At 52.9% G+C, this 23,090-nt stretch carries 22 protein-coding genes; 16 read left to right on the plus strand and 6 right to left on the minus strand.

The annotated features are described in order from the left end of the window. The first annotated feature begins 157 nt into the window (after nt 1-157). The 6 genes from MKY74_RS18550 (at nt 158) to glpX (ending at nt 5,587) form a co-directional block, all read left to right on the plus strand. Nucleotides 158-643 carry an RrF2 family transcriptional regulator gene (locus MKY74_RS18550; RefSeq protein ID WP_076166705.1) on the plus strand — a complete coding sequence of 162 codons (486 nt, stop codon included), beginning with the start codon at nt 158-160 and terminating at the stop codon, nt 641-643. Nucleotides 644-670: 27 nt separating this feature from the next. After that, on the plus strand, nt 671-946 hold the full coding sequence (locus MKY74_RS18555; RefSeq protein ID WP_076166701.1) for a DUF896 domain-containing protein: 276 nt from the start codon (nt 671-673) through the stop codon (nt 944-946). 126 nt (nt 947-1,072) lie between these two features. Continuing rightward, a complete protein-coding gene (locus MKY74_RS18560) occupies nt 1,073-2,092 on the plus strand; it encodes an LLM class flavin-dependent oxidoreductase (RefSeq protein WP_076166698.1) in 1,020 nt (339 codons plus the stop codon). Between the two features lie 228 nt (nt 2,093-2,320). Continuing rightward, complete coding sequence (locus tag MKY74_RS18565) at nt 2,321-3,112, plus strand: alpha/beta hydrolase (RefSeq protein WP_076166695.1); 792 nt, start codon at nt 2,321-2,323, stop codon at nt 3,110-3,112. A 230-nt stretch (nt 3,113-3,342) separates the two neighbouring features. After that, nucleotides 3,343-4,341 carry an LLM class flavin-dependent oxidoreductase gene (locus MKY74_RS18570; protein WP_076166693.1) on the plus strand — a complete coding sequence of 333 codons (999 nt, stop codon included), beginning with the start codon at nt 3,343-3,345 and terminating at the stop codon, nt 4,339-4,341. Nucleotides 4,342-4,612: 271 nt separating this feature from the next. Beyond that, nucleotides 4,613-5,587, plus strand: a complete 975-nt coding sequence (gene glpX / locus MKY74_RS18575; RefSeq protein ID WP_076166690.1) for a class II fructose-bisphosphatase — start codon at nt 4,613-4,615, stop codon at nt 5,585-5,587. A 71-nt stretch (nt 5,588-5,658) separates the two neighbouring features. Here the strand turns inward: glpX and MKY74_RS18580 are convergent, their stop codons facing one another. Continuing rightward, the gene (locus tag MKY74_RS18580; protein WP_076166686.1) at nt 5,659-6,390 is read right to left on the minus strand and encodes a class I SAM-dependent methyltransferase; all 732 of its coding nucleotides are present in this window, start codon (nt 6,388-6,390) and stop codon (nt 5,659-5,661) included. 232 nt (nt 6,391-6,622) lie between these two features. Here MKY74_RS18580 and MKY74_RS18585 point away from each other — a divergent pair, with 232 nt between their 5' ends. From MKY74_RS18585 to MKY74_RS18605, 5 genes are all read left to right on the plus strand, one after another. Beyond that, complete coding sequence (locus MKY74_RS18585; protein ID WP_244169167.1) at nt 6,623-7,162, plus strand: RNA polymerase sigma factor; 540 nt, start codon at nt 6,623-6,625, stop codon at nt 7,160-7,162. Then, nucleotides 7,149-8,321 (plus strand): DUF4179 domain-containing protein, encoded by a 1,173-nt coding sequence (locus MKY74_RS18590; protein ID WP_076166683.1) that lies wholly within the window; start codon nt 7,149-7,151, stop codon nt 8,319-8,321. Before MKY74_RS18585 ends, MKY74_RS18590 begins: the two co-directional genes overlap by 14 nt. Before the next feature lie 183 nt (nt 8,322-8,504). Next, the gene (locus MKY74_RS18595) at nt 8,505-9,005 is read left to right on the plus strand and encodes a DUF2243 domain-containing protein (RefSeq protein WP_076166680.1); all 501 of its coding nucleotides are present in this window, start codon (nt 8,505-8,507) and stop codon (nt 9,003-9,005) included. Further along, nucleotides 9,006-9,833: a cytochrome c oxidase assembly protein gene (locus tag MKY74_RS18600; RefSeq protein WP_244169166.1), complete on the plus strand. Its 828-nt coding sequence runs from the start codon at nt 9,006-9,008 to the stop codon at nt 9,831-9,833. It begins immediately after the preceding gene. A gap of 97 nt (nt 9,834-9,930) precedes the next feature. Beyond that, entirely contained in the window at nt 9,931-10,545 is a 615-nt protein-coding gene (locus tag MKY74_RS18605; RefSeq protein WP_076166676.1) for a thioredoxin family protein, read from the plus strand. Nucleotides 10,546-10,558: 13 nt separating this feature from the next. On the opposite strand, the gene pdxR is transcribed toward MKY74_RS18605, so the two are convergent. Both pdxR and pbp4 read right to left on the minus strand, forming a co-directional pair. After that, entirely contained in the window at nt 10,559-11,989 is a 1,431-nt protein-coding gene (gene pdxR / locus MKY74_RS18610) for a MocR-like pyridoxine biosynthesis transcription factor PdxR (protein WP_076166673.1), read from the minus strand. A 108-nt stretch (nt 11,990-12,097) separates the two neighbouring features. Then, complete coding sequence (pbp4, locus tag MKY74_RS18615) at nt 12,098-14,152, minus strand: penicillin-binding protein PBP4(5) (RefSeq protein WP_076166669.1); 2,055 nt, start codon at nt 14,150-14,152, stop codon at nt 12,098-12,100. A 154-nt stretch (nt 14,153-14,306) separates the two neighbouring features. Here pbp4 and MKY74_RS18620 point away from each other — a divergent pair, with 154 nt between their 5' ends. Then, nucleotides 14,307-15,002, plus strand: a complete 696-nt coding sequence (locus tag MKY74_RS18620) for an FHA domain-containing protein (protein WP_076166664.1) — start codon at nt 14,307-14,309, stop codon at nt 15,000-15,002. A 93-nt stretch (nt 15,003-15,095) separates the two neighbouring features. Here MKY74_RS18620 and MKY74_RS18625 read toward each other — a convergent pair whose 3' ends face one another. After that, complete coding sequence (locus MKY74_RS18625) at nt 15,096-15,611, minus strand: hypothetical protein (RefSeq protein ID WP_076166661.1); 516 nt, start codon at nt 15,609-15,611, stop codon at nt 15,096-15,098. A gap of 208 nt (nt 15,612-15,819) precedes the next feature. Here MKY74_RS18625 and MKY74_RS18630 point away from each other — a divergent pair, with 208 nt between their 5' ends. Further along, on the plus strand, nt 15,820-17,007 hold the full coding sequence (locus tag MKY74_RS18630) for a sensor histidine kinase (RefSeq protein WP_167372830.1): 1,188 nt from the start codon (nt 15,820-15,822) through the stop codon (nt 17,005-17,007). Next, the gene (locus tag MKY74_RS18635; RefSeq protein WP_076166658.1) at nt 16,991-17,656 is read left to right on the plus strand and encodes a response regulator; all 666 of its coding nucleotides are present in this window, start codon (nt 16,991-16,993) and stop codon (nt 17,654-17,656) included. Before MKY74_RS18630 ends, MKY74_RS18635 begins: the two co-directional genes overlap by 17 nt. Nucleotides 17,657-17,671: 15 nt before the next feature. On the opposite strand, the gene MKY74_RS18640 is transcribed toward MKY74_RS18635, so the two are convergent. Together MKY74_RS18640 and MKY74_RS18645 are read right to left on the minus strand one after the other, a co-directional pair. Further along, complete coding sequence (locus tag MKY74_RS18640; protein ID WP_076166655.1) at nt 17,672-18,862, minus strand: styrene monooxygenase/indole monooxygenase family protein; 1,191 nt, start codon at nt 18,860-18,862, stop codon at nt 17,672-17,674. Between the two features lie 85 nt (nt 18,863-18,947). Beyond that, a complete protein-coding gene (locus tag MKY74_RS18645; protein ID WP_076166651.1) occupies nt 18,948-20,138 on the minus strand; it encodes a cytochrome P450 family protein in 1,191 nt (396 codons plus the stop codon). 311 nt (nt 20,139-20,449) lie between these two features. On the opposite strand from MKY74_RS18645, the gene MKY74_RS18650 reads away from it, so the two are divergent. Beyond that, nucleotides 20,450-22,075 carry an extracellular solute-binding protein gene (locus MKY74_RS18650; protein ID WP_076166648.1) on the plus strand — a complete coding sequence of 542 codons (1,626 nt, stop codon included), beginning with the start codon at nt 20,450-20,452 and terminating at the stop codon, nt 22,073-22,075. Between the two features lie 58 nt (nt 22,076-22,133). Beyond that, on the plus strand, nt 22,134-23,057 hold the full coding sequence (locus MKY74_RS18655) for an ABC transporter permease (RefSeq protein ID WP_076166645.1): 924 nt from the start codon (nt 22,134-22,136) through the stop codon (nt 23,055-23,057). The last annotated feature ends 33 nt before the right edge of the window (nt 23,058-23,090 follow it).

Genomic DNA, 23,090 nt, shown 5'->3' on the forward strand with positions numbered 1-23,090 from the left:
TGCAGCAAATTTTTCAATGTAAAACTAATGGTTTACATTTGGTCCGATTTCATATAATCTAATACGGACAATGATTATCCGCTTTAGTCGGTAAAACCAATTTGTTCTGCTCAAATGGGATTGATGGAGACCACATTAATATTGGAGGTGATGACCTATGCATATGAAGACCGGCGTGGAGCAGTGCGTTTATGCGATTTTTCTGCTGAGCATGCTACCGGACAAGGCGGTTCTGCCCGGCGAGGCGATCAGCCAGCAGCTTGGCACTTCCCCGACGTATTTCCAGAAGCTTTTGCGTAAGCTGGTCAGCGCGGATCTGATCACCTCCGTGCCCGGGGTAAAAGGCGGGTTTAAATTGAAGAAAAAAACAGAAGATATCCGTATCTACGATATTTACATCGCCATCGAGGGGCAGCAATCCCTTTATTCCTCCAGCGGCATTTTCCGGGATATGCTGGAGCTGCGGGACGATCCCGATCCGTGCTGCCTTCTGGCCAATTTGATGGAAGAAGCAGAATCCGCCTGGAAGACCGTGCTTCAACGGGAGACGGTAGCATCCATTTATGACGATGCACATCGGGAGCGTTACAGAAAGAAAATTGAATCGCTAAAGGATTGGGTTCACGAAAAAATGGTCGTATAACATACAAACGAGAAAAGAGGGAAAAGCATGATTTCGATTTTAAGCCGAATCAATGAGCTTGCCAAAAAGGAAAAAGAAGAAGGGCTCACCAACGCTGAGCGCGTGGAACAGCAATCGCTGCGCGAGGATTATCTCCGCGAAATCCGCGGGCAGGTGCTGGGCACGTTCTCCCGCTTGACGGTGGTTGACCCGCTTGGCAATGACGTTACGCCCGAGAAGGTCCGCAAAGTGAAGGCAGAGCAGGAGGAGACGGAAGAGGAAGCCCCCGGCGTTGTAAACCGGATTCGCCGCTATTTGGATTAACGGCCGGCGACAGAGTTTTTACGCATAAGCACTTTTATCGATCAATATCATACATTTGCATGACAACTTACGATTCAATGGTCCTACCGACATTCATATAAATTTGCAGGAAAGAAGCTGATACCTATGAGCAACCACGATACGAAAACGCTGGATCAGATCAAGTTTTCCGTTCTTGACTTGGCACCCATCGTCAGGGGGGGAACCGCGGCCGAATCGTTTAAAAATACATTAAATCTAGCGCAGCACGCCGAACAATGGGGCTATAACCGTTATTGGCTGGCTGAGCATCACAACATGCCGGGCATCGCCAGTTCGGCAACGTCCGTCGTCATCGGGTACGTAGCCGGAGGGACCCAGTCGATCCGCGTCGGTTCCGGAGGCATCATGCTGCCTAACCATGCGCCGCTGGTCATTGCGGAACAGTTTGGTACGCTGGAAGCCATGTATCCGGGGCGGATTGACCTTGGACTCGGACGCGCTCCGGGTTCCGACCAACTGACCGCGGAAGCGCTGCGCCGCGACCCGAGCAACGGGCATTATTTTCCGCAGCATGTTCAGGAACTGATGGCCTATTTCGACGAGAAGTCCAAATATAACCGCGTCCGGGCCATTCCGGGGGAAGGACAGCAAGTTCCGATCTGGCTGCTCGGCTCCAGCGATTTCAGCGCTGCTTTGGCTGCTAAGATGGGCCTGCCGTTCTCCTTCGCCAGTCATTTTTCGCCGGATCATACGCTGCAGGCGCTGGCTATTTACCGGAGACAGTTTCAGCCGTCTGCGGTGCTGGACAAACCTTACGCCATGGTTGGAGTAAACGTGTACGCGGCCGATACAACGGAAGAGGCGGAGTTTATCGCCACATCGCATCAGCAGCAGTTTCTCAGCCTGATCCGGAATACGCCCGGCCAACTCGCCCCGCCGGTTAAATCGCTGGAAGGCAATTGGAACGAGTTCGAGAAGGCGCATGTGATGAAACAGATCCGTTCATCGGTCATCGGCAATCCGGAAGAAGTCAAGCAGCAGCTGCAGGCCTTCCTGAATGAGACCCAGGCGGACGAAATGATCGTCAACTCGATGGTCTACGACCCGGCGGCCCGCCTGCGTTCGTACGAAATCGTGGCCGAAGTCACCGGCATGAAAAAGTGACAGTTTTGAGCGTTATCACAGTTGAGTAACGATCGAAATGGAGAGAGACTGGCCTATACTACGGCCGGTCTTTTTTTGTTCTTTAGCTCTTTTATCCGCTTGCAGTGGCTGCTTGAACGGTTGAAGGTAACGGGCCGTATTTGGAAAAAGGGAAACGACAACCTTGTCCGGGTGGTGTATAATTTTGGGAATGTTAGGTCTACACCATTTGAAGAAAGGATGAGTGCTATGCGATTTCCTTTTGATTATCCTGTCCGTGAAATCACCTACAAAGAGGTACAAGACCGGAAGCTGCGTTTGTATGTGTCCGAACCGGACCTTGCAGCGGCAAACAGGCCGGTGATTTTGTTTTTCCAAGGGGGGAGCTTTCAGCCCAATCCGAAGTTCTCGCCGGCCCAATTTCAACACCAGGCTCATGCATTGGCATCTTTAGGCGTTGTTTCGATCTGCGTGGACTACAGGACAGGGCGGGATGCTGGATTTACCCCGCTGCAGGCGATTATGGATGTTAAATCGGCCGTGCGGTGGGTGCGGCAGCATGCAGAGGAGCTCGGTGTCGATCCGGAGAAGCTGGCCATGTGCGGAGCTTCGGCGGGCGGGTATATTTCCGTATCCTCCATCATGTTCGACCGCTTGAACGACGATGTGGACGATGTGAGCGTGAATGCCGTTCCCGATAAGCTTGTCATCTTTGCGGCCGGGATGGACGGGGTGGACATTATGTCCCGCCGATACCCCGAGCTGCTGCCTATTGCCCAGGAGATCTCTCCTATACATCATGTGCGGCGCTGCCTGCCGCAGACGCTCTGGATATGCGGAACCGGGGACGATTTGTATGAGCAGAACCGCGGCTTTGTTCGAGAAATGCAGGATGCCGGCAACCCGATTACGTTCAAAACTTATGATGGCATGGAGCATGGCTTTTTTAATTATGGCCGGCATAACAACACCTATTTTCATAAAACCAGGCAGGATATTGAGGACTTTCTTCGCCCGTGGTTGGAGCATACTGCTGAATAATAGCTTGAATAACGCTGAAGTTTGGCGCACTTGCCAGGAACGAAAAACGGTATGTCGCCGGATTTTGTCATGCTGACAGCGGGTCAGAGAATCTCCGAATTGATTTGAGACCAGTCTTTACTTTTCGACCAGGATATATTACGATAACGTGGATAATGTTTATCCTCTTTGATGCTGGATGAATAAATTGCGTTCAGGATGATGTTTAACCTGGAAGGGAAGGTAACCTCATGAAATTAAGTGTATTGGATCAAGCACCCGTTACGATAGGAAATACGGCGGAAGGAGCGCTTCACAAGGCGGAAGAATTGGCCGTTCTGGCCGACGAGCTGGGATACACCCGGATGTGGATGGCCGAGCACCATGGGGCGCGCACGTTTGCGAGTTCTGCGCCCGAAGTGACGGCGGCCCGACTTGCAGCCAAAACGCAGACCATTCGGATCGGGACCGGTGGGGTCATGATGATGCATTATTCCCCTTTGAAGCTGGCCGAGGTGTTCAAGACGTTGAGCGCATTCACGCCTGGCCGGATCGACTTCGGCGTCGGCCGGGCACCCGGAGGAGATACAAGCTCCATGTATGCCTTGTCGGAAGGGCGGCAGCTGATGCTGCACAATATGTACGAGAAGCTGAAGACGACGCTGCAGCTGATGAATGATGAGGTTCCGGAAGATAGCCTGTACGCCAAAAACGCCGCATCCCCGGCTCACGTCACCCTGCCTGAGGCATGGCTGCTCGGATCAAGCGGCGACAGTGCGCTTAAGGCCGGAGAGATGGGTGTTGGGTATTCGTTTGCGCAATTTTTCAACGGAGCGATGAGCCGCGAAATTCTGGATATCTATAAAGACCAGTTCAAGCCTTCGGCTTTTATGGAGAAACCGCAGATCAGCGTGACCTATTTGGTGACCGCCGCTGAGACTAGGGAAGAGGCCGAATATGAAGCTCTGCCGCAGGATCTGTTTCGGCTTATGATGGCTAAAGGGCGGCAGATCACGCAGCTGCTCACTCCGGAAGAAGCGCATAATTACCCGTTAACCGAAATGGACCGGATGCTGATCCAGGACAACCGGAGGCTGCATTTGGTTGGCCCGGTTAAGGAAATTGCCGACCGCCTGAAGGAAGAGCAGGAGCTGTATGGATTTGATGAGGCCATGATCTGCAGCATCCCGCATTCCCAGGAAAAGCGGCTGCAGGTATATAAGCTGCTGGCACGCGAGCTTTTACAATAGTATATATGACGTAATAATAGCGTACTTACCTCTTGCGATAATGGAGGGGAGTACGCTTTTTTAGATTATTTATAGGACTTGGATACGATATTCATCCCGTCTATAGCTGCATTTAAAATTAATGATGTCATAAATATTGATAAATAGCTTATTATGACGTAATATATAAAACACAATAAAACGAAGCGGGAGGAGGCTTGGGTTTTCACTCAGCAGCACACGGCAGAATTACCGGATTAACGGGGCATGGAATAGGAGGAGAGGTAAAGAAATGGAACGTCATATTGCTATGGATATGGTAAGAGTGACAGAGGCAGCGGCGCTTGCCGCCGGACGCTGGACGGGAAGAGGGGACAAAAACAGCGCAGATCAGGCAGCAACTGCAGCGATCAGGAAGCAATTCCATTCGATGCCCATAGATGGAACGGTCGTGATTGGCGAGGGGGAAATGGACGAAGCTCCCATGCTCTATATCGGAGAACAAGTGGGGGACCGCCGGGGTCCGAAGGTCGACATCGCGGTGGATCCGCTTGAGGGGACCGAAACGGTAGCCAGCGGTTTGAACAATGCCATATCGGTCATCGCCGCCGCTCCGGCAGGCCAGCTTCTGCATGCGCCGGATATGTACATGGCCAAGCTGGCGGCAGGTCCGAAGCTGGCCGGCCGGCTGTCCCTCGATGATCCGATCGAAACGACGCTATCCAAAGCATCGGCCATACTGAACAAGCCGGTATCGGATATAACGGTATCGATGCTGGACCGGGAACGACATCAGGACATCATTGCCGAGCTCCGGACGATGGGGGCGCGGATCAAGCTGCTCAGCCACGGCGACGTCATGGGAGCGATTGAGGCGGCGATGGAGAGCGAAGTGGATCTGTATGTCGGCTCAGGTGGTGCGCCTGAGGGTGTATTGGCCGCCGCCGCCCTCCGCTGCCTCGGCGGGGAGATGCAGGGAAGACTGCTTCCGGCCGGCCCGCCGGATTTCGAGCGCTGCCTGCGGATGGGGATTCCGGATCCACACAAGCTGCTGACGATGGACGATCTCGTAGGTACAAAAGAAGTGCTGTTCGTTGCCACGGGCGTCACATCCGGATCATTCTTGAATGGCGTGCGGTACCTGCAGGAGGACAAAGCCGAAACCTATTCGGTCGTCATGCACTCGGCCAACAAGACGATCAGCTATCTGCGGACGATTCATGAGCTTCCGGTGCAGGAGGCGTTGGTTCAAGGGGCGGCAATGTAACGCTGGGTGCCTTGCAGTGAGCACCGGCATCGAACCAACAAGGACAGGCGGGAAGCCTGTCCTTGTTGGTTTTATTTTTTCTCAGCAGACAGAATGAGGAACATCGGCCGGCGGGTTTCGTCCTTCATGCCAGGGTGGTGCATCAATTTCGGGTCGGGAAGCGGCTCGCGAACCGCCGTGATGGCAAACCCGGTGCGAATTAAATCGTTGATGTAAGTGGAAAGGGTACGGTGATATTTAATGACATGGTCCGTTAAAAACGCCGTGTTGCGAACTCCTTCATCCTGATAGTGATCCACCGGCCAGTACAGCGGGCTGCCCTGGTCGTCCAGAATCCATTCCTGCTCGGGCCGGGATGTAAAAATAGGATGCTCCACCGAGAAGACGAAGGTGCCGCCCTGCTTTAAGCAGCTGTGTACTTTTTGGCATACGGGATCAAACGACTGCACGTAATGGAAAGCGAGCGAGCTGAGGACGACGTCGAAATGGCCGTCGGGAAAGTCGATATCTTCGATCGGTGCCTGCAGATAGGTGATTGCCGGATCATCCGTTTGTTCACGTGCAGATTCCAGCATTTTAGCCGAAATGTCTACGCCGACCACTTCAGCTGCATGCTGTTCCCGTGCATATCGGCAGTGCCAGCCAAAGCCGCAGCCGAGGTCGAGAACCGATTTGCCCTGCAGATCCGGAAGCAGTACTTTAAATTCATGCCATTCCCCTGCAGCCCCAAGCCCGCCGATGGACCGGGGCATTTCTTTATACGCCGAGAAAAAAGCGGAATCGTCATACTTGTTTTGTTTCATAACCGATGCACTCCTTTGTTGGGCTATTCACCTTTCCTCTTATTTCATTCTGATCCAACTATAAATTGGGCGTGTCTTCCGGGTCAAGTTGATGCTCACGAAAACGGCCCCATTTACACGGTTCTATTTGGTGCTTGTTTTTGTAGTTAGGGAAAGTTTCATATACTTTGTAACCTTTAGGCCAACTTGTCCATCTAATTGGATGAGGGCCCTTAGAAGGAGTGACACGAAAGTGATTCGTATCAGCGATATACAAAGAGCGCAGGAGGGTGACCGCGAAGCGTTCATTCGGCTAATTCAAAAGCTTGAACCTGAGATGTATGGTGTGGCCAAAAGCATTCTCAAGGAAGATGCGGACTGTGCGGACGCGATGCAGGAAACGACTATCAAGGTATTTAATGCTCTGCCAGGCTTAAGAAAACCTAGATTTTTCAAAACCTGGGTCATCAGGATATTGATTAATGAGTGCAATCAACTGCTTCGTAATCGGAAACGGACCATTTCGATGGCTGAAGTGCCTGAAAAGAATCCTACAGAGAGGTTCGAGGATTCCCGGCTTGTGGAGCTGCGCGAACGGGTAGAACAATTGGACGATAACCTGCGGATTGTCATAGAGCTTTTTTATTTTCGGGATATGTCTATCAAGCAAATCGCAGTTGCTTTGGAACTAACGGAAGGGGCTGTAAGGACACGCTTGCACCGGGCTAGGGAAAATCTGATGAGAGGTTACTTGGCAGCCAACGAGGGGGAGTTAAACTATGAATCCATTTGATCTGGAAAAACAGCTGCGCCGGTTAAAAAAATCCGTTCCGGTTCAAATTCCCGACGTCGTTCGCTTGCGTCAGGACCAGGCTTATCAAACGATCCGCCGGATACAGCAGGCGACGTCCGTTCAGAAACATACTGCTGCAATCAAGCATCACAGGATGATCCGGCAGTCAGCTGCCGCGTTATCGGCTATTGTGATCATCGGCACTGCAGCAAGCGGTTTAATATCCCCCGCCATGGCCGATGCGCTCAAAAACCTGCCGGTTGTGGGCAACGTGTTTAAGCTTGCGGGAGATCGGGGTCTCCAAAACGCGGAGGAACGGGGAATAGTTTCACCTGTGAACGTATTTGATACCCACGATGGGATCACGCTCAGCATTCCGGCGGCGGCTTTTGACGAAACGCGGTTGTCATTTGCTCTTGAACGCAGCCGCACGGGGTATTCCGCTCCTCTAAACGGATCGATCGACAGCGGGACGACGGGCCCTGCGCAGGAGAAAGCCAGTATAAGTGACATAGATCTTCTGATCAACGGCCAGTCGATATTCAGTAAGGAACAATGGGGGAAGGGGCCGTACATCATGTCTAAACCAACCCAGGACCCCGACAAAATCATCTTTACGTTGGTCGATGGGGCTAATCAAGGAGATACGCAGCTGGCCTTGCCGGATATGATAAATTTGACGGCCTTGATTACGCTGAAAGGCATAGACGCTCCTTTCCGGTTAACGGTGCCGATCCAGAAGAATGGGGAGAAGCCGCTCGTGATCGAACCGAAGCTGGTCAAGCAGGCAAGGGGTATTCAGTTAAGCCTGGAGAAAGTCGAATTCACCACGCTATCCACGCGGCTGCATTTGATGACCAAGGGAATTTCGGCAAATGCCAACCAACTGCAGTACGACATAATCGATGATCAAGGCCATGAGCTGAATTTGCTGGTCGGAAATGCCAGACGGAGGGGAAATAGTGGGGACGACGACTTGTATTCCGATTATCTCGTTGATCCGTTAAACCCGGAAGTCCGTTCATTTACCATCAAGCCGTATTTCCCTGCCTTTGCAGACGAAAAGGCACAAACGGGGCTGTTCAAGTTGGACGTTAACGGCAATATGGTGAAAACGTATGTGAAAGAGCTAGAAATGAAAGTGCAGGTTCGACCATAAGAGGTTACTGCAATTCCTCGGGATTGGTAATCGGTTGGTTAAAAAGCCGCTTTGCAAGCAGCAAAGCGGCTTATTTGCGTGCTGTGAAATGAAACGGGGGAAAGTTGGATTCAGGTCATGTTATAACCCGGCATCGACTGGGTATATTGAGAAGAAACAAGTCTTACAAAAGGTGGAAAAACCATGAGTTCTAACGCAACGGAGTCTTCCAATCTTTCAGCCCGGATCACGTATGCCAGCCGCAACCGCTGGTCGGGATTTCTGGCCGGCATCGGATTTATCGCTTTTGTGGATGAGGTCGTGTTTCATCAGCTGCTGCATTGGCATCATTTTTATGACAAATCCACGTCGGCCGTGGGGCTTGTGTCGGATGGCCTGTTTCATGCGCTCAATTGGTTCGCGACGATCGCCGGCATGTTTTTGGTATCGGATCTCCGGCGGAGAAACGCCATGTGGCCGAAACGCTGGTGGGGCGGCATGCTCCTCGGCGTCGGCGGATTTCAGCTGTATGACGGGACGATCCAGCACAAGTGGATGAGGATTCATCAGATCCGGTACGTTGATAACGTCTTCGTATACGACGTCGTTTGGAATGTCAGCGCTGCCGTCATTCTGATCATCGGCATCATGCTGATCGTTCAAACGGGCAGATTAGCGAAGCGGGAAACGGAGAGGGACGGTTAAATGAACATGACAGGACATCACGCAGGTCATCCTGCCGGAGGTCACCATAATGCCGGGAGTCTCCATGATGCGCTCTTCATCCTCTTATTTCTCGTGCTTATCGGCCTCTACGCCGTGGCAGTGAAAGCTGCGAATCGCCGCTTTGACAGATGGCCCGCCATGCGCACGATCTGCTGGATCCTTGGTGTCACTGCTGCGGCAGCAGCGTTAACGGGACCACTGGCGGCAAGGGCACATGACGATTTTTTCTATCATATGCTGGGGCATCTGTCGCTTGGCATGCTCTCCCCTTTATTGATCGCATGCTCTGCTCCCGTGACCCTATTGTTGCGCAGCTTAACGATTTCACGGGCGCGCCGTTTATCAGCCTGGCTGAAAACCCGGCCAGTTCGCCTGCTGAGCCATCCAGTTACGGCATCTCTTCTGAACGTCGGAGGACTGTGGGTGCTGTATTATACTGGATTGTACTCGGCGATGCAGCACCATCCGGTTCTTCATGTTTTGGTACATGTACATATGTTTGTCGCAGGGTACATATACACCGCGGCGCTGCTCTGCATGGATCCCAGTCCTCACCGGACAGGATACGGATTTCGTGCAGGCATCCTCGTGTTATCACTGGCCGGACATGGAATCTTGGCCAAGGTTCTATATGCATATCCGCCGGGAGGCGTCCCCATAGCCCAGGCTGAATCGGGAGCACAGCTCATGTATTACGGGGGGGATGCCGTCGACCTGATCCTCATCTTTCTGTTTTGTCTGCAGTGGTACAAGTCGGCACGGCCTGGCAAAAGGCACAAGACCGCTTCGTCCCCGGCCGTTTCGTAAAATTGACTTTTTTAAAAAAAAGGAAACTGACCATTTCTATAGGGTCAGTTTTGTTTTATGTTGGTAGATATACGAATAAGAAAGGTTGGAAGCGGCGATGACAGAAGCGGTCAATCTAATGCATAAAGTCGGACAAGGGATTACTCCGCAGCAATTTATGGAACGTATGCAGGTCAGAGAAATGGTTAACAGCGGGATACCGAATACCGTTGAAAGGTTTTATGACAAATATCATGGATTCCGTACGCTCGATTCGGCCAGGCGGAGTTTGTTTGCATCTTCAGGTGAGCGATTAGGCATTCGCTGCCTGATCTTATGCACGGACTGGTGTCCGGATGTCATGTGGAACGTCCCCGTGCTGTTTCGGATCATGGAGCAGTCCGGCATCCCGGTTGAAGCGCTGATCATGGAAGAACATCTGGATACGATGGATTTATTTCTGACGGACGGCGGAAGAGCCCAGCCTGTGGCGATATTTGTTGACCGGGGTGGCAACGTGCTCGGCAGGTGGGGGGCGCGCCCAGCCTACATTCAGCAAGTGATGGACGACTTTAAAGCCAGCCTGCCGGACCGGCAGTCCCCTTCCTATCAAGAACAGCTGAACCAAGTTTACCGGGACATCGGAGCTCTTTACCTTGAAGGCGACCGGTACCAGGATGTCATTTTGCAAGAGCTGGACGTGCTGTTTCGTCGTTTTGTTCAAACACCTTAGAGATAGAAAGAACTTAGGTGCCGAACCAAGCCTTTTTTAAACGAAGGATACCTTCTTCCATAACCGGAAGCGGAAGGCCGGCAAAGCCCAAATAAACGACAGGAAGAGAGGCATCGGGCGGGTCAGCCCACATAGTGCGGAAATCATACACCCTGACCCGCTGCTGTTCAGCCCGCTGGATCAGCTCTTGAGCGGTACCATGGCGGCGGACGCTCAGCTGAAGGTGAAGCCCCGCATGCTGACCGGTAATATGGACTTGCTCACCCAAGTGAATGCGTATCAGGTCTATCAAATGATGATGCTTCTTGCGGTACAAGCTGCGTGTCTTCCGCAAATGTCTGTACCAGTGACCCTCCCGCATGAACCGCTCCAGCGCCCACTGTTCCAGGCGCGAAGGTGCATGCAGCAGATCAGGGTGGAGGTTGGATAAGTTGAGCAAGAGTGCGGGAGGAACGACCATATAATTGATGCGGAGCGCAGGCGACAATGTCTTCGAGAAGGTACCGATATAGATAACCCTGCCTTTGTTATCAAGCCCTTGAAGGGAGGGGATCGGCTTTCCCTGATACCGGAATTCTCCGTCATAGTCATCCTCGATAATATAAGCGCCCGCCGTTTCGGCCCATGCGAGCAGACGCACCCGCTGCGAATACGGCATGATGCTTCCTGTCGGGAACTGATGCGAAGGTGTGACATATACGGCCTGAAAAGGAACTTTTGCCAGCTCATCCACATGCAGCCCTTGGCCGCTAACCGGGACCGGAACCGCCTCCCAGCCGTATCCGTTCAATAGGTTCCTTGCGAGATCGAAGCCAGGCTCTTCAAATGCCACCCGCCGTATCCCGTCCAGAAGTTTAACCAGAATTCCGATGCTGTACGACATGCCGCTGCCGATGATGACTTGCTCCGGTGAACAGAGGACGCCTCTGGAATGAGCCAGATACTCCGAGATGGCAGCCCGCAGTGCCGGTTCGCCGCGGGAATCCCCATATCGACCCAGCTGTGCGGCCAATGGCTGTATGGCTTCTTTTAGCATTTTGTTCCATGTCCTGAGTGGAAACGAATCTCCATCCATATGGGTAGGGTTAAAATCGATCCAGTCCATGCCTTCTTCGCGTAAACACTCATGAAATCCTGGCACGGTATGCTTAAGCTGCATACGCCGAGCCGGAGACGTTGTCACGACATTTTGTATAAATTCAGGGTCGTCCACCACGTAAAAGCCCGACTTAGGTTTGTTGACGACATAGCCTTCGACCACCAGCATGTGATATGCGGTTTCGACAGGCGTCTTGCTGATATCGAGCTGCTGCTGAAGCGCCCGTACGGACGGCAGCCGGGTCCCAGCCGCAACTTTCCCTAAGCGGATTTGCTCGCGGATCAAATGATAAAGTTGAAGATATAACGGAGAGCCGGAATGCTCGGGTAGCAGAAGGTCAAACATGGGATACCGCCTTTGCGTAGGATTCGCTGATTCTTGTCCTCATCGTATCACAAGAGGGTCTCGATCTGCAGCGATGGCTGCAACACAAGTTGACGGATTTCTTGACCGTTATTTTGTTTGTAAATTCAGTGTATTTAGAAAAGGCTTCAGCTTGTTCACGACGTAGTGGCTGCCGCCGCGTGCATGTACATTTTCGATCAGTGCGGATATCAGGAAAGAAGATTGCTCCGCGTCGAAGGCGACCACGAATCCGTTCTCCTCGCCCTGTTCGCCTTTTTTGGCTTTCAGCTCGGCTGTTCCGGTTTTTGCCGCCAGCTTCAGCTCAGCAGAAGACAGCGCGTGAGCGGTGCCGCCACTTCGGCTGACGACCTGCGTCAGTGCATCTTTGACCGTTCCGGCAACCTGTGGAGTGATGATTTGGATCGCTTGAGGAGATTTTTGATCTTCCTGCTGTAGAAAGAGGATAGGGGGAACAAGTTTGCCTTGCTGGGCGAAGGGTGTGAATGCGACCGCCACATGGATCGGGGACAACAGCATTTCTCCTTGTCCATAGGACGTATCCGCGAGCAGAACTTCCGAAGCCAGGTCCCGGTGGGAGGCGTTGGCATACTGGCTTGGCTTCAAGTTGATCATGTCCAGCCCCCAATTTTCGCCGAAGCCGAATTTGGATATGCCTTCGATAAATTTGCCGCTGCCCATTTCCAGCGCTTCTTGTGAAAAATAAATGTTGTCCGAATACACGAGGGCATCCACCATATTCACGGAGCTGACATCCTTCACCCGCGTGACATAGTACCCGCCCCAGCCCGCGTCTTTTTTCCAATGCAGCCCGTCAATGCGGCGGGTTTTATCCGCTTTGGTTATGCCTTCGGTCAGGCCGGCAGCGGCCGTCACCGCTTTAAACACCGATCCCGGCGCATACCGGGCCGCGAACCGGTTAAAGAAAGGAAGCTCCGGATCCTTGGAATACGCATCCCATTCCTGCTGTGACAGGCCGGTGACCATTTGATTCGGATCATACGAAGGGGTGCTGACCAGGGCCAGAAGATCTCCATGCTTCGGATTCATCAACACTGCCGCGCCGGTATCGCCGGACAGCGTACGGTACAGGTCCTGCTGAAGTGCGGAGGCGACCGTAAGGCGGATGTTCTCGCCGTTCACCGCTGGCTTCTGGGCAACGATGCGTTTACGGTTCCCCTTCGCGTCGGTAATTTCGATCAATCCCCCTTTCCGTCCCCGCAGCTGCTTTTCCAGCGATTGCTCCAGTCCGGCCTTGCCAATCCAGTCCCCAGCAGCATAATAGCCGTCTTTATCGTTCTGCAAATCTTCCTGCGTCACCTGACGGACATAACCGGTGAGGTGGGCGGCGGCTTGGCCCAGCGGATAGTACCTCACTTCCTTCGGTCTGACCGAGACGCCCGGCAGTTTCTGGGACAGATCGGTATTGGGAACGTTGGCCATCGGAACAAAATAATCCGGTTTGACCCATTTCTGCGCCAGCTTTTTTTGGATGTATTCCACCGGAAGTTTGAAGTAGGCGGCGATGCTGGAGATCGTCTGATCCGGATGGTCGCCGAGCTCGGAAGGGGTAATCCCCCATTCGTATGCGGTGCCGCGGGTGGCCAGCGGGTTCCCGTCCCGGTCCGTGATTTCACCACGCTGAGGCGTCAATACGCGGACCCTTACTTTGTCGCCGGCGGACATCTCTGGTAGAATCAGAGAAGGATGCCACTCGATGGCCCAGACCTTATCGTGGTCTTGTTCAACCTGAACCAGCTTCATATGGTAATCCCCATCAACATCACCGATTGGGGTATGCCAGGTGGCGGTATAGTCCATGGAATAATGATGGTCCTCTTCAGACTGGAAGGCAGGCCCCTGCGTCACTTTAACGCCGGTAACGCCCATTCCGCTGAAGATCGATTGGTATTTATCGACGAACTGCTCGCGGCTCATTCCCGATTGCTCAAGGGATTCAGGCGTCATGAGGTCGTAGAGCCTGTCAAATTTCATTTCTTTCAGACTGTTGAAGTAAGACTGCAGCGTCTGTTCGGGACCGGGTTCATCCCGCCCCTGGATAAACACGTATATCGCCATGCCACTGGCAACCAGAAAAGCTAACAGCACGTATGTAAAAAATTGTTTTCGCTTCAATCGCTTCATTGCTATAAACCTCGCTTTTGAAATATAATTCACAAGTAAACATGGAAACGGGTATAGGCTAACTATAAAATCAGCCGGGTAGGCAAACAATGGAACAAATCTGACGAATTTATCATTGACGGGAGAAAGAGACAAAGGAAAGTGAGAGGTAGATATGCCGGACAAAATCAAAATCATGATTGATACCGCCGGCCAGAAAGGCCATGGATCGTTTATTTACTTGGAAGAAGGAGAAACCGTGACGGTTGGTAGACATACCGGCTCGGAACAAGGGATGCTCGAGATATACAACCTGCTGGTATCTAAACAGCACTGCCGGATCGCGTGGACCGAAGAGGGGCTCCTAGTCGAGGATTTGGGGAGCAAGAACGGGACCGAGCTGAACGGCCACCGCTTGGACGCCCATGAACCCGCTGCAGTGTCTCCGGGTGACCGCCTAACTTTGGTTAACGGACTGGTTGCTTTGGAGCTGGAGACGGTCATGGACCTGGAGGAAACGAGGGAGTATGTTTTTTCGGGGTGGCCTGAAGACGATGTGCGCTTGAATGACGATATGCAGAGCGTTCAGATTGATGAGGAGACGGTCCCGCTATCTAAGAAGGAATACCAGCTGTTTAAGCTGATGCACAGCCGGCTGGACCATTTTGTGACCCGGGACGAAATTATGAGATATGTATGGCCCGAGCGCTGTATCGATGATACTGAGCTGGTTGGCATTGACGAGGTCAATTCACTGATTTACCGGACGAACAAGAAACTGCAAGGATATTTCGTCATCAAGTCGGTGTACAAAAAAGGCGTCTATATGAAACGGGAGCATCAAGATGCGGATTCTGCGGTTAGCAGATGAAACGAGAGTAAATAGAGAAGCGGAAAGAACCCGCCCGATTTTTCGGGGGGTTCTTCTGCGTTTCAAGCTTATTTACGGGGGACATTCCTGCAGCTAGGATCGCTGCAAACCTTTCTGCTTGTTCAGCAGGATTACATTGTAAGTTACGTAGTAGGCGAACATGATCAGCATCAAGCCCGCAGACCAACTGCTGCCCATCACGGCCAGCCGGTCGGACATCTGTGCTCCTTGCTGAAAATAACCCGATTGGACCATATCGATCATTCTGTAGATCAGCCGGACAAAAAACAGCAGGGATACGGTACCGGCGATCCAGGCGCTGGAGCGGTACAGCACCTTGCCGTTGCGATGCTCAAACGCGGTCACCGTAGAGCTGTACCATGCCAGGGCGGTACCAAGTACAATCCCGGCGACATCGGAAACAAGACTGACGGGATGCATGGCTCCCTCAGCAAAAAAGATCAGTCCGACCAAACTCAGAATGATGGTCATCGTCCGGACCCGGCGATGTTTCAACTCCTGCCAGCCGAATGTGCGGCGGAAACGTAAATATATGCGGTATATAACAAATAAACCTAGTACGATCCAAATGAGCATTTGAACACTCATCTTCGATTGCCTCCTTCATCATTTAGCCTGTCATCATCATATCCCGTTTTCGCCCGATGATTCGACTACCCGGGGATGGATCTTCACGATCGCTCGCCTATATCTGCAGATAGAGATTTGCCGCCATCCGGCTTAAATGTTGGATTTTGTCCACGGACCGAGCTACAATGTTAGAAATTACGCAGACGCTAAAGGAGGAAGACGGTCGGTGAAAAGCAACTTTTATGGCAGAATCCTGTCTATTGCGGCTGTCCTGCTCTTTCTGCTTGACCGGCAGGAGCTGTTTAGCGATCCTCCGGAGAAAATAATGCTGCATCTGATGATTTGGATAACCTTTTCGAGTATTCTTCTAATCAGGAGATCATGGTGGACGGTAACACGGGCAGTCCTAGCCGCTTCTTTGATTTCCGTGGAGTGTTTGATCGGGATCTTATGGTTTCATGAAATCAAGTTGCTGTATTTTCTGGTGATTCTGCTGTTCGCCTGGGTGATGCGGTTGACGGCTTCCAAAGCTTATGTCCCCTTGATTATCGCCATGGTCGTATCAGCCGGATTGTACATCCGTTTTGGTGAAAAGGATGTGTTTGACTTTCTCTCCTTTGTACTGCTTGGACTTGTCCTCTACTTCTTTATTCGCAGTCGTATGGAAAGAAGGCGCATCCACGAATTGAATGAGCGCCACTTGAAGGAGCTTCAAGAAGCTTATGAACAACTTCAGGACGCCTCTGCAACGGCAATGCAGTACGCTGTGCTGGAGGAGAGGGCCCGGATCGCCCGCGACATCCATGATGCGGTAGGTCACAGTCTGACGTCGCTTATCGTGCAGATGCAGGCACTGCGTTATATGATTAAGCAGGATCCGGTCCATGCAGGGGAGACACTGGAAGAGATGCTGTCTGTGGCCCGCCAAGGGCTGCAAAATATCCGCGAGTCTGTCCACGCTTTGGCAGGGGATCTATCTTTTTCCGGCATGACAGCACTGAAATCATTGCTTATCCGGATGGAAGCAACAGCATCCATTAGTTATAACTTTCAAGCGGATATCAATGATGAAGATCTGCCTGCGGAGACGTATGAAACGTTGTTCCGCGTGCTGCAGGAATCCGTCACGAACGTTATTCGTCATTCGAATGCGACGCAGGTGGAAGTGAATCTTTCAAGGGAAAACCATCAAATCACGATGATCATTCGAGACAATGGCACGCTGAATGGGGAACACGGCATCAACGAGGGCTTTGGCCTGAAAGTCATGAGGGATCGGCTGAAGGAGAAAGGCGGTAGCTTACAGTACCGCATTCCGGAAAGCGGCGGATTTGAAATCGTTGCGGCTCTGCCGGCTGAAGACCGGCCACGGCCTGAGGCAGAAAGAAGGGATAAGGATGAACGAAAACATTAAGGTTTTGCTGGCCGATGACCAGACGATGATCCGCCAGGGATTTGGGTATTTGATCGGGCTTCAGCCCGATATGACGCTGGTTGGTGAGGCGTCGGACGGGGGTGAAGCCGTTGAAATGGCCACTCGGCTTGGTCCGGACGTCATTTTAATGGATGTTCAGATGCCTGTCATGTCGGGAATTGAAGCGACTAGGGAAATTATGAGACGGCTGCCAAAGATGAAGATCGTTATCCTGACGACGTTTGATGACCAAGAGTACATCTACCAGGGAATTCGAGCAGGGGCAGTCGGCTACTTGCTGAAGGATGCAGAAGTGGAAGACATGCTGGGGGCCGTCCGGTCTGCGCATCGGGGGGAAGCGGTGTACAGAACGGCGTGGGCTGCGAGCGCCATGCTGCGCGTTGCATCCCCCGAGAAGTGCTCGCAGCCCGATGAAGCGGGCGTGAATCTGGCGGAGCCACTCACTGAACGGGAGCGTGAGATATTACAGGAGATGGCGTATGGCCTACGGAATGATGAGATTGCCCGTAAATTGGTCATTTCCGAAGGCACGGTCAAATCACATGTTCACCGGGTCCTGCAAAAATTCGGCTGCCAAGACCGAACGCAGGTCGTGGTCATTGCGCTTCGCAGCGGTATGGTAAAATAAACAGCCAGCCTTCCCCTAGCGGGGAAAAGGCTGGCTGTTGTGTTGTTCAAAGAAGCTGCGGTACGCTTGCGTCGGATCTTCAAACCAATGGGCTATGCGGTCCGCCGTATTCTGGTCTGCTGCCGCTTGCATCAGAAGCTCGGCAATATGTCCCGGCAGCGGCTGGGTCATGGCGTTGGTCCATTCGGTCACGGCCTTGATATAAGGCTGCGTCCGGTTCCAATATTCGCTGCCGATAGACTCGTCCCAATCGGCATCCGCATGGGCCAGCAGCGTCTCGTACAGCTGCTCGGCAGCGTACGAAGCCGTATTGCAGCCCTGCCCGGTGATCGGGTCGGCAAGGAATACGCTGTCTCCGCAACCCAGGATGAGCGTGCCATTATGCATGACATACGGGCGGTGAACCGCAGGAGTGACGGCCGTGAGCAGATATGCGTTGTCGTCAATCAGCGCGAATTTGGCCGGATCGATCCGCCCGGCAATCTCCGGGAGGTGTTCCTCCACCACGCCAAGCATCCGCTCGGCAAAAGCATCCGGTCCCTTCACGCCGACAAAAGCATCCAGTGCTCCGCCCGGAACCGCCTCAATAAACAGTATTGTGGCCCGTCCGTTTGATGTAACGGCAGGAATCTCGAACATTTCACCGGTGCCGGGCATCACCGTAATGGAAATGCCTTCGGGCTCGACCGGACGTATACCGGAGAAATAACCGACGATGCATTTTCGCTGCGGCGTCCGGAAGGGCGTCAGGCTCTCATCGACGGGAAAAGAGGCGACAGGTCCCGCTTTGCCGGCTGCGTCGATGATCAGATCGAATGAGGCGGCGAGCGCATCCAGATCACCAGCCGAAATGCGTCCATGCCGGAACCGAACGCCATCTTTGGCCAAATCCTCCATGGCATCCGCAAACCGGATGCGCTGATCGGTAGAAGTGGCGATGCCCGTCAACTGCCCGGTAAACAGTTTTTGTCCGCCGAGCTGAAAGTGAATGGTCCGGATCTGCGGCGCATCGCTGTTCGCGGGCATGTGCACACGCCGCTCGCGCGCAAGTGTCGGCTGGAAATGAACCTGTGTCGAACGGACTCTTCCGCTGCGGACCTCATCAGGCTCTTCATGATGAAGCACCGTGACGTCAAAATCGTCCTTCAGCGCATAGGCCAGCTGCAGCCCGGCCGTTCCGCTTCCGATAATGCCGATTGTTCTCATGAGTGATCTCCTCCTTGATCTTGGGGACTATTTAAAAAGCATACCTTCGAGCCCGGATGGACCAACAGGGAACAATTGACTAATTTTAGCTCAGACGAAGCGGGATTTCTTTCACCCCGCGCACGATCATGCCGGGTCTCCATTCCAGATCCCCGATCTCTCCTTCAAGCGCAAAGTCGGGAAAACGCCGCAGCAGCGTATTGACCGCAATCTCTCCCTCCAGGCGGGCGAGCGGGGCGCCAAGGCACAGGTGTATTCCTTTGCCGAACGCCAGATGCGGGCTCTTGCCGCGGGTAATGTCAAACAGGTTCGGGTCCTCAAACTGGGCCGGATCCCGGTTGGCTGCATCGAGCGCGACGATCACGAGGTCGCCCCGCTGGAATAGCTGGCCCCTGAATTCCAGATCCTCGGACGCCCAGCGGGAGGTGCTGAATTCCACGGGGCCGTTGTACCGGAGCATTTCCTCAACGGCTCCCTGGATGAGTTCCGGCCGGTCCTGAAGGAGCTTGCGCTGCTCCGGATATTCGAGCAGGGCCAGCACGCCGTTGCCGATCAAATTGACCGTCGTCTCATGACCGGCGATGATCATTAGCGTGACCACCCCGTACAGCTCTTCCTCCGTTAACCGGTCCCCTTGGTTTTCCGCGATCACCAGCTCGCTGATCATGTCGTCACCTGGCTGCTCGCGGACCTTCGCGAACCAATCTTTTAGATATGCGATAAATTCGTTCATGTGACGGGTGACATCCTCGCCCATTTTCTGATTCGAGGCTTCAATAATAGAGTTCGACCACACCCGAAACTTGTCCTGATCCTCCGTGGGCACGCCCAAAATTTCACTGATGACGATGATCGGCAGCGGAAAAGCGTAATCGTCAATGAGGTTCAGACGATCCTTGCCGGAGACCGCATCCAGAAGCCTGTCCGCAATCTCTTGGATATGATCCCGCATGCTTTCGATCCGCTGGGGCGTGAAGCCCTTTTGCACCAGACCGCGAAGACGTTTGTGATCCGGCGGGTCGGAGAACAGCATGTTTTTGGAGAACACGCTTGGATGCTCCTGCCCGACGAATTTGGTCATGTCCTTGATGAACCTCGGATCTTTCAGCACGGCCGCCGCATCCTCGTAGGTGCTGATGAGCCAGCCGGTTTGCCCGTTCGGAAGCATGACTTTCACAACGGGATCGCTTTGACGCAGTTTCTCGTACACGGGGTAAGGATTGCGGGTAAAGTCGCTTGTAAACAACGCATTTTTCGGAGTTTCGCTTGCATGCATAGACAATGGACTCCTCTCGAAAAAATGATAGATTGCCCTTTCATTATAAAAGAATATGGGAACGATATCCAAAATCGCGTTTTAGCCTCTATATCAACCTATGCAGCCCTTCCTGTATTTCTTCGGATAACAACATCAAAACGGTAGTTTTTCGACAATATTTCCCGTTTTTGTTCATTCGATTGGAGAAATCGTCATCAGCCGCATGAAAAAAGAACATCGTTTTGTATTTTCTGCTCATATCCGGTGGAACGCTGCTTCGATAGTCTGAAAGGGCAAGATTCACCACATATCAAATGGAGGTTGTAGGCATGAGAAAAATCGCAGCTGCGGGTCTGATCATCGCGATGCTGGGCAGTGTGCTGGCGGGCTGTTCATCCGGCGGCAAGAGCGGCGAAGATGCGGCAAAGGGGGCAAGTCCGGGAGGAGCGGCCGAATCGGCGACCTACCCATTAAAAACTGATGAGAAGCTGTCCTACTGGGGCGAGATCAACGGCAACCTGGTCGGAATCAAGGCGACGCATGACGAAATTCCTTTCTTTCAGAAATGGCAGGAAAAAACCGGGGTACCGCTCGAGTTCACCGCGCCGCCGACCGGCCAAGTTAAGGAAGCCTTCAACGTCATGCTGGCCTCGGGGGATTTGCCGGATATGATCGAATACAACTTTATCGGCGATTTTCCCGGCGGACCGGAAAAGGCGATCAAGGACGGTTACATTTTGAAGCTGAACGATCTGATCGACAAGTATGCTCCAAACCTGAAAAAGTACCTTCAGGAGCATCCCGACATCGACAAAATGGTCAAAACGGACAGCGGCAGCTATTACGCTTTCCCGTTCATCCGGGGCGACGAATACCTGCGCGTATTCCAGGGACCGATTATCCGGAAGGACTGGCTGGATGAGCTGGGTCTGCCGGTGCCGGAAACGATCGATGAATGGACGACGACGCTGAGAGCCTTCAAAGAGAAAAAAGGGGCGGCCGCACCGTTTTCGGTCGTGAGCAAGCCGCGCTTTTTCAATGAATCCGGCAACGGCGCATTTATTGGTGCCTTTGGTGTAAACCGCGGGTTCTACCAGGAAGACGGGAAGGTTAAATTCGGCCCCGCCGAGCCCGGCTTTAAAGAGTATTTGAAACTGTTCCATGACTGGTATAAAGAAGGCTTGATCGACAAAAACATCGCGACGGCGGACACGAAGGCAGTCGACGGCAATATGGCATCCGGCGCTACCGGGGCCACGATCGGCAACGCCGGAGGAGGCATCGGCAAATGGCAGCCGCTCGTTGAGGCAAACGATCCGAAAGCCGTGCTTGTTGCGGCGCCTTATCCGGTGCTGAACAAAGGGGACAAGCCCAAATTCGGACAGCTGAACCAGGCCTACGCGTCCGAAGGAACGGTAGCGGTCACGACCGCAGCGAAAGATCCCGCGCTCGCGGTGCGTATGCTCGATTACGGGTACAGCGAGGAAGGACATATGTTCTTCAACTTCGGTGAGGAAGGCGTCAGCTACAACATGGAGAACGGCTATCCGAAATTTACCGATCTCTTGATGAAAAATCCGGACAAGCTCGCTCCCGCACAGGCGATATCCCTGTATGCTCGCAGCAGCTATAACGGGCCGTTCGTGCAGGATAAGCGTTACGCGGAGCAGTTCTTTGCGCTCCAGACGCAGCGGGATGCGGTGGAGGTTTGGAAAAACACCGATGCGGCGAAGTACAACCTGCCATCCATTACGCCGACGCCGGATGAAAGCTCCGAGTATGCCACCATCATGAATGATATCAACACGCTGGTGGATGAAATGACGATCAAGATCATTCTCGGCTCCGAGCCGGTCGATCAATATGACAGTTATGTCGCCAAGATGAAGTCGCTGGGATTGGACCGGGCGATCGAAATTCAAACGGCGGCGCTGCAGCGTTACAACAGCCGGTAAGCACAAGGGAAGGGGAGGGCTTGCTCTCCCCCTAATATAATCGAGGTGAACTTCAGGCATGGCAAATCGGCAATCGTTTCGAAGCCGGCTCGTTCGTGATTTTGTGCTCAACAAGTATTTATACATCATGATGCTGCCGGTGATCGCCTATTATTTGGTCTTTCATTATGCACCCATGTACGGGGCGCTGATCGCGTTCAAAGATTATTCACCCATGAAGGGCATTCTGGGCAGCGACTGGGTCGGATTGAAGCATTTTCATGACTTTTTTGGCAGTTACTATTTTTGGAGAATTTTAAAAAATACGATCTTGATCAGCCTCTATACGCTGGTTTTTGAGTTTCCGGCGCCGATCATACTGGCACTCCTGATCAACGAAGTACGCAAGAAGAAATTCAAACGCGTCGTTCAGACGATCACGTATATGCCGTATTTTATTTCGCTCGTCGTCATTTGCGGCATCATCACCGATTTTACGAACGCGGATGGGCTCATCAACCGCCTGTTCATGTTCCTGGGCTATGATGGCCAGGCCATGCTGCAAAAGCCCGATCTGTTCCGGCCCATCTACGTGCTGTCTGAAATCTGGCAGCGGATCGGCTGGGAATCGATCATTTATATCGCTGCGCTCATGAGCATTGATCTGGAGCAGTACGAAGCGGCCCGGATCGACGGGGCCAGCCGTTTGAAGCAGATGCTGTACATTACGCTGCCCGGACTGCTGCCGACTATTATGATCATGTTCATTCTCCGGATGGGGAACCTGCTCAACGTCGGGTTTGAAAAGATCATTCTTCTATATAACCCGGTTACGTACGAAACGGCGGACGTCATATCCTCCTTCGTCTATCGCAAGGGTCTGCTGGAGTTCGGCTGGAGCTACAGCTCCGCCGTCGGTTTGTTCAACTCGGTCATCAATCTCGTCCTCCTGATTACGGCCAACGCCATCAGCCGGAGGGTGAGCCAAAACAGCCTATGGTGAGGTGGTAAGCTTGAAAACAGAGAGCGGTTGGGG

The sequence above is a fragment of the Paenibacillus sp. FSL R5-0378 genome, from assembly GCF_038009285.1.
GTDB classification, from domain to species: domain Bacteria; phylum Bacillota; class Bacilli; order Paenibacillales; family Paenibacillaceae; genus Paenibacillus_AQ; species Paenibacillus_AQ favisporus.

Bases quoted from the DNA above. Each gene is read 5' to 3' on its own strand.
- MKY74_RS18550 (WP_076166705.1), top strand. From the start codon at position 158: ATGCATATGAAGACCGGCGTGGAGCAGTGCGTTTATGCGATTTTTCTG.
- MKY74_RS18555 (WP_076166701.1), top strand. From the start codon at position 671: ATGATTTCGATTTTAAGCCGAATCAATGAGCTTGCCAAAAAGGAAAAA.
- MKY74_RS18560 (WP_076166698.1), top strand. From the start codon at position 1,073: ATGAGCAACCACGATACGAAAACGCTGGATCAGATCAAGTTTTCCGTT.
- MKY74_RS18565 (WP_076166695.1), top strand. From the start codon at position 2,321: ATGCGATTTCCTTTTGATTATCCTGTCCGTGAAATCACCTACAAAGAG.
- MKY74_RS18570 (WP_076166693.1), top strand. From the start codon at position 3,343: ATGAAATTAAGTGTATTGGATCAAGCACCCGTTACGATAGGAAATACG.
- glpX (WP_076166690.1), top strand. From the start codon at position 4,613: ATGGAACGTCATATTGCTATGGATATGGTAAGAGTGACAGAGGCAGCG.
- MKY74_RS18580 (WP_076166686.1), bottom strand. From the start codon at position 6,390: ATGAAACAAAACAAGTATGACGATTCCGCTTTTTTCTCGGCGTATAAA.
- MKY74_RS18590 (WP_076166683.1), top strand. From the start codon at position 7,149: ATGAATCCATTTGATCTGGAAAAACAGCTGCGCCGGTTAAAAAAATCC.
- MKY74_RS18595 (WP_076166680.1), top strand. From the start codon at position 8,505: ATGAGTTCTAACGCAACGGAGTCTTCCAATCTTTCAGCCCGGATCACG.
- MKY74_RS18600 (WP_244169166.1), top strand. From the start codon at position 9,006: ATGAACATGACAGGACATCACGCAGGTCATCCTGCCGGAGGTCACCAT.
- MKY74_RS18605 (WP_076166676.1), top strand. From the start codon at position 9,931: ATGACAGAAGCGGTCAATCTAATGCATAAAGTCGGACAAGGGATTACT.
- pdxR (WP_076166673.1), bottom strand. From the start codon at position 11,989: ATGTTTGACCTTCTGCTACCCGAGCATTCCGGCTCTCCGTTATATCTT.
- pbp4 (WP_076166669.1), bottom strand. From the start codon at position 14,152: ATGAAGCGATTGAAGCGAAAACAATTTTTTACATACGTGCTGTTAGCT.
- MKY74_RS18620 (WP_076166664.1), top strand. From the start codon at position 14,307: ATGCCGGACAAAATCAAAATCATGATTGATACCGCCGGCCAGAAAGGC.
- MKY74_RS18625 (WP_076166661.1), bottom strand. From the start codon at position 15,611: ATGAGTGTTCAAATGCTCATTTGGATCGTACTAGGTTTATTTGTTATA.
- MKY74_RS18635 (WP_076166658.1), top strand. From the start codon at position 16,991: ATGAACGAAAACATTAAGGTTTTGCTGGCCGATGACCAGACGATGATC.
- MKY74_RS18640 (WP_076166655.1), bottom strand. From the start codon at position 18,862: ATGAGAACAATCGGCATTATCGGAAGCGGAACGGCCGGGCTGCAGCTG.
- MKY74_RS18645 (WP_076166651.1), bottom strand. From the start codon at position 20,138: ATGCATGCAAGCGAAACTCCGAAAAATGCGTTGTTTACAAGCGACTTT.
- MKY74_RS18650 (WP_076166648.1), top strand. From the start codon at position 20,450: ATGAGAAAAATCGCAGCTGCGGGTCTGATCATCGCGATGCTGGGCAGT.
- MKY74_RS18655 (WP_076166645.1), top strand. From the start codon at position 22,134: ATGGCAAATCGGCAATCGTTTCGAAGCCGGCTCGTTCGTGATTTTGTG.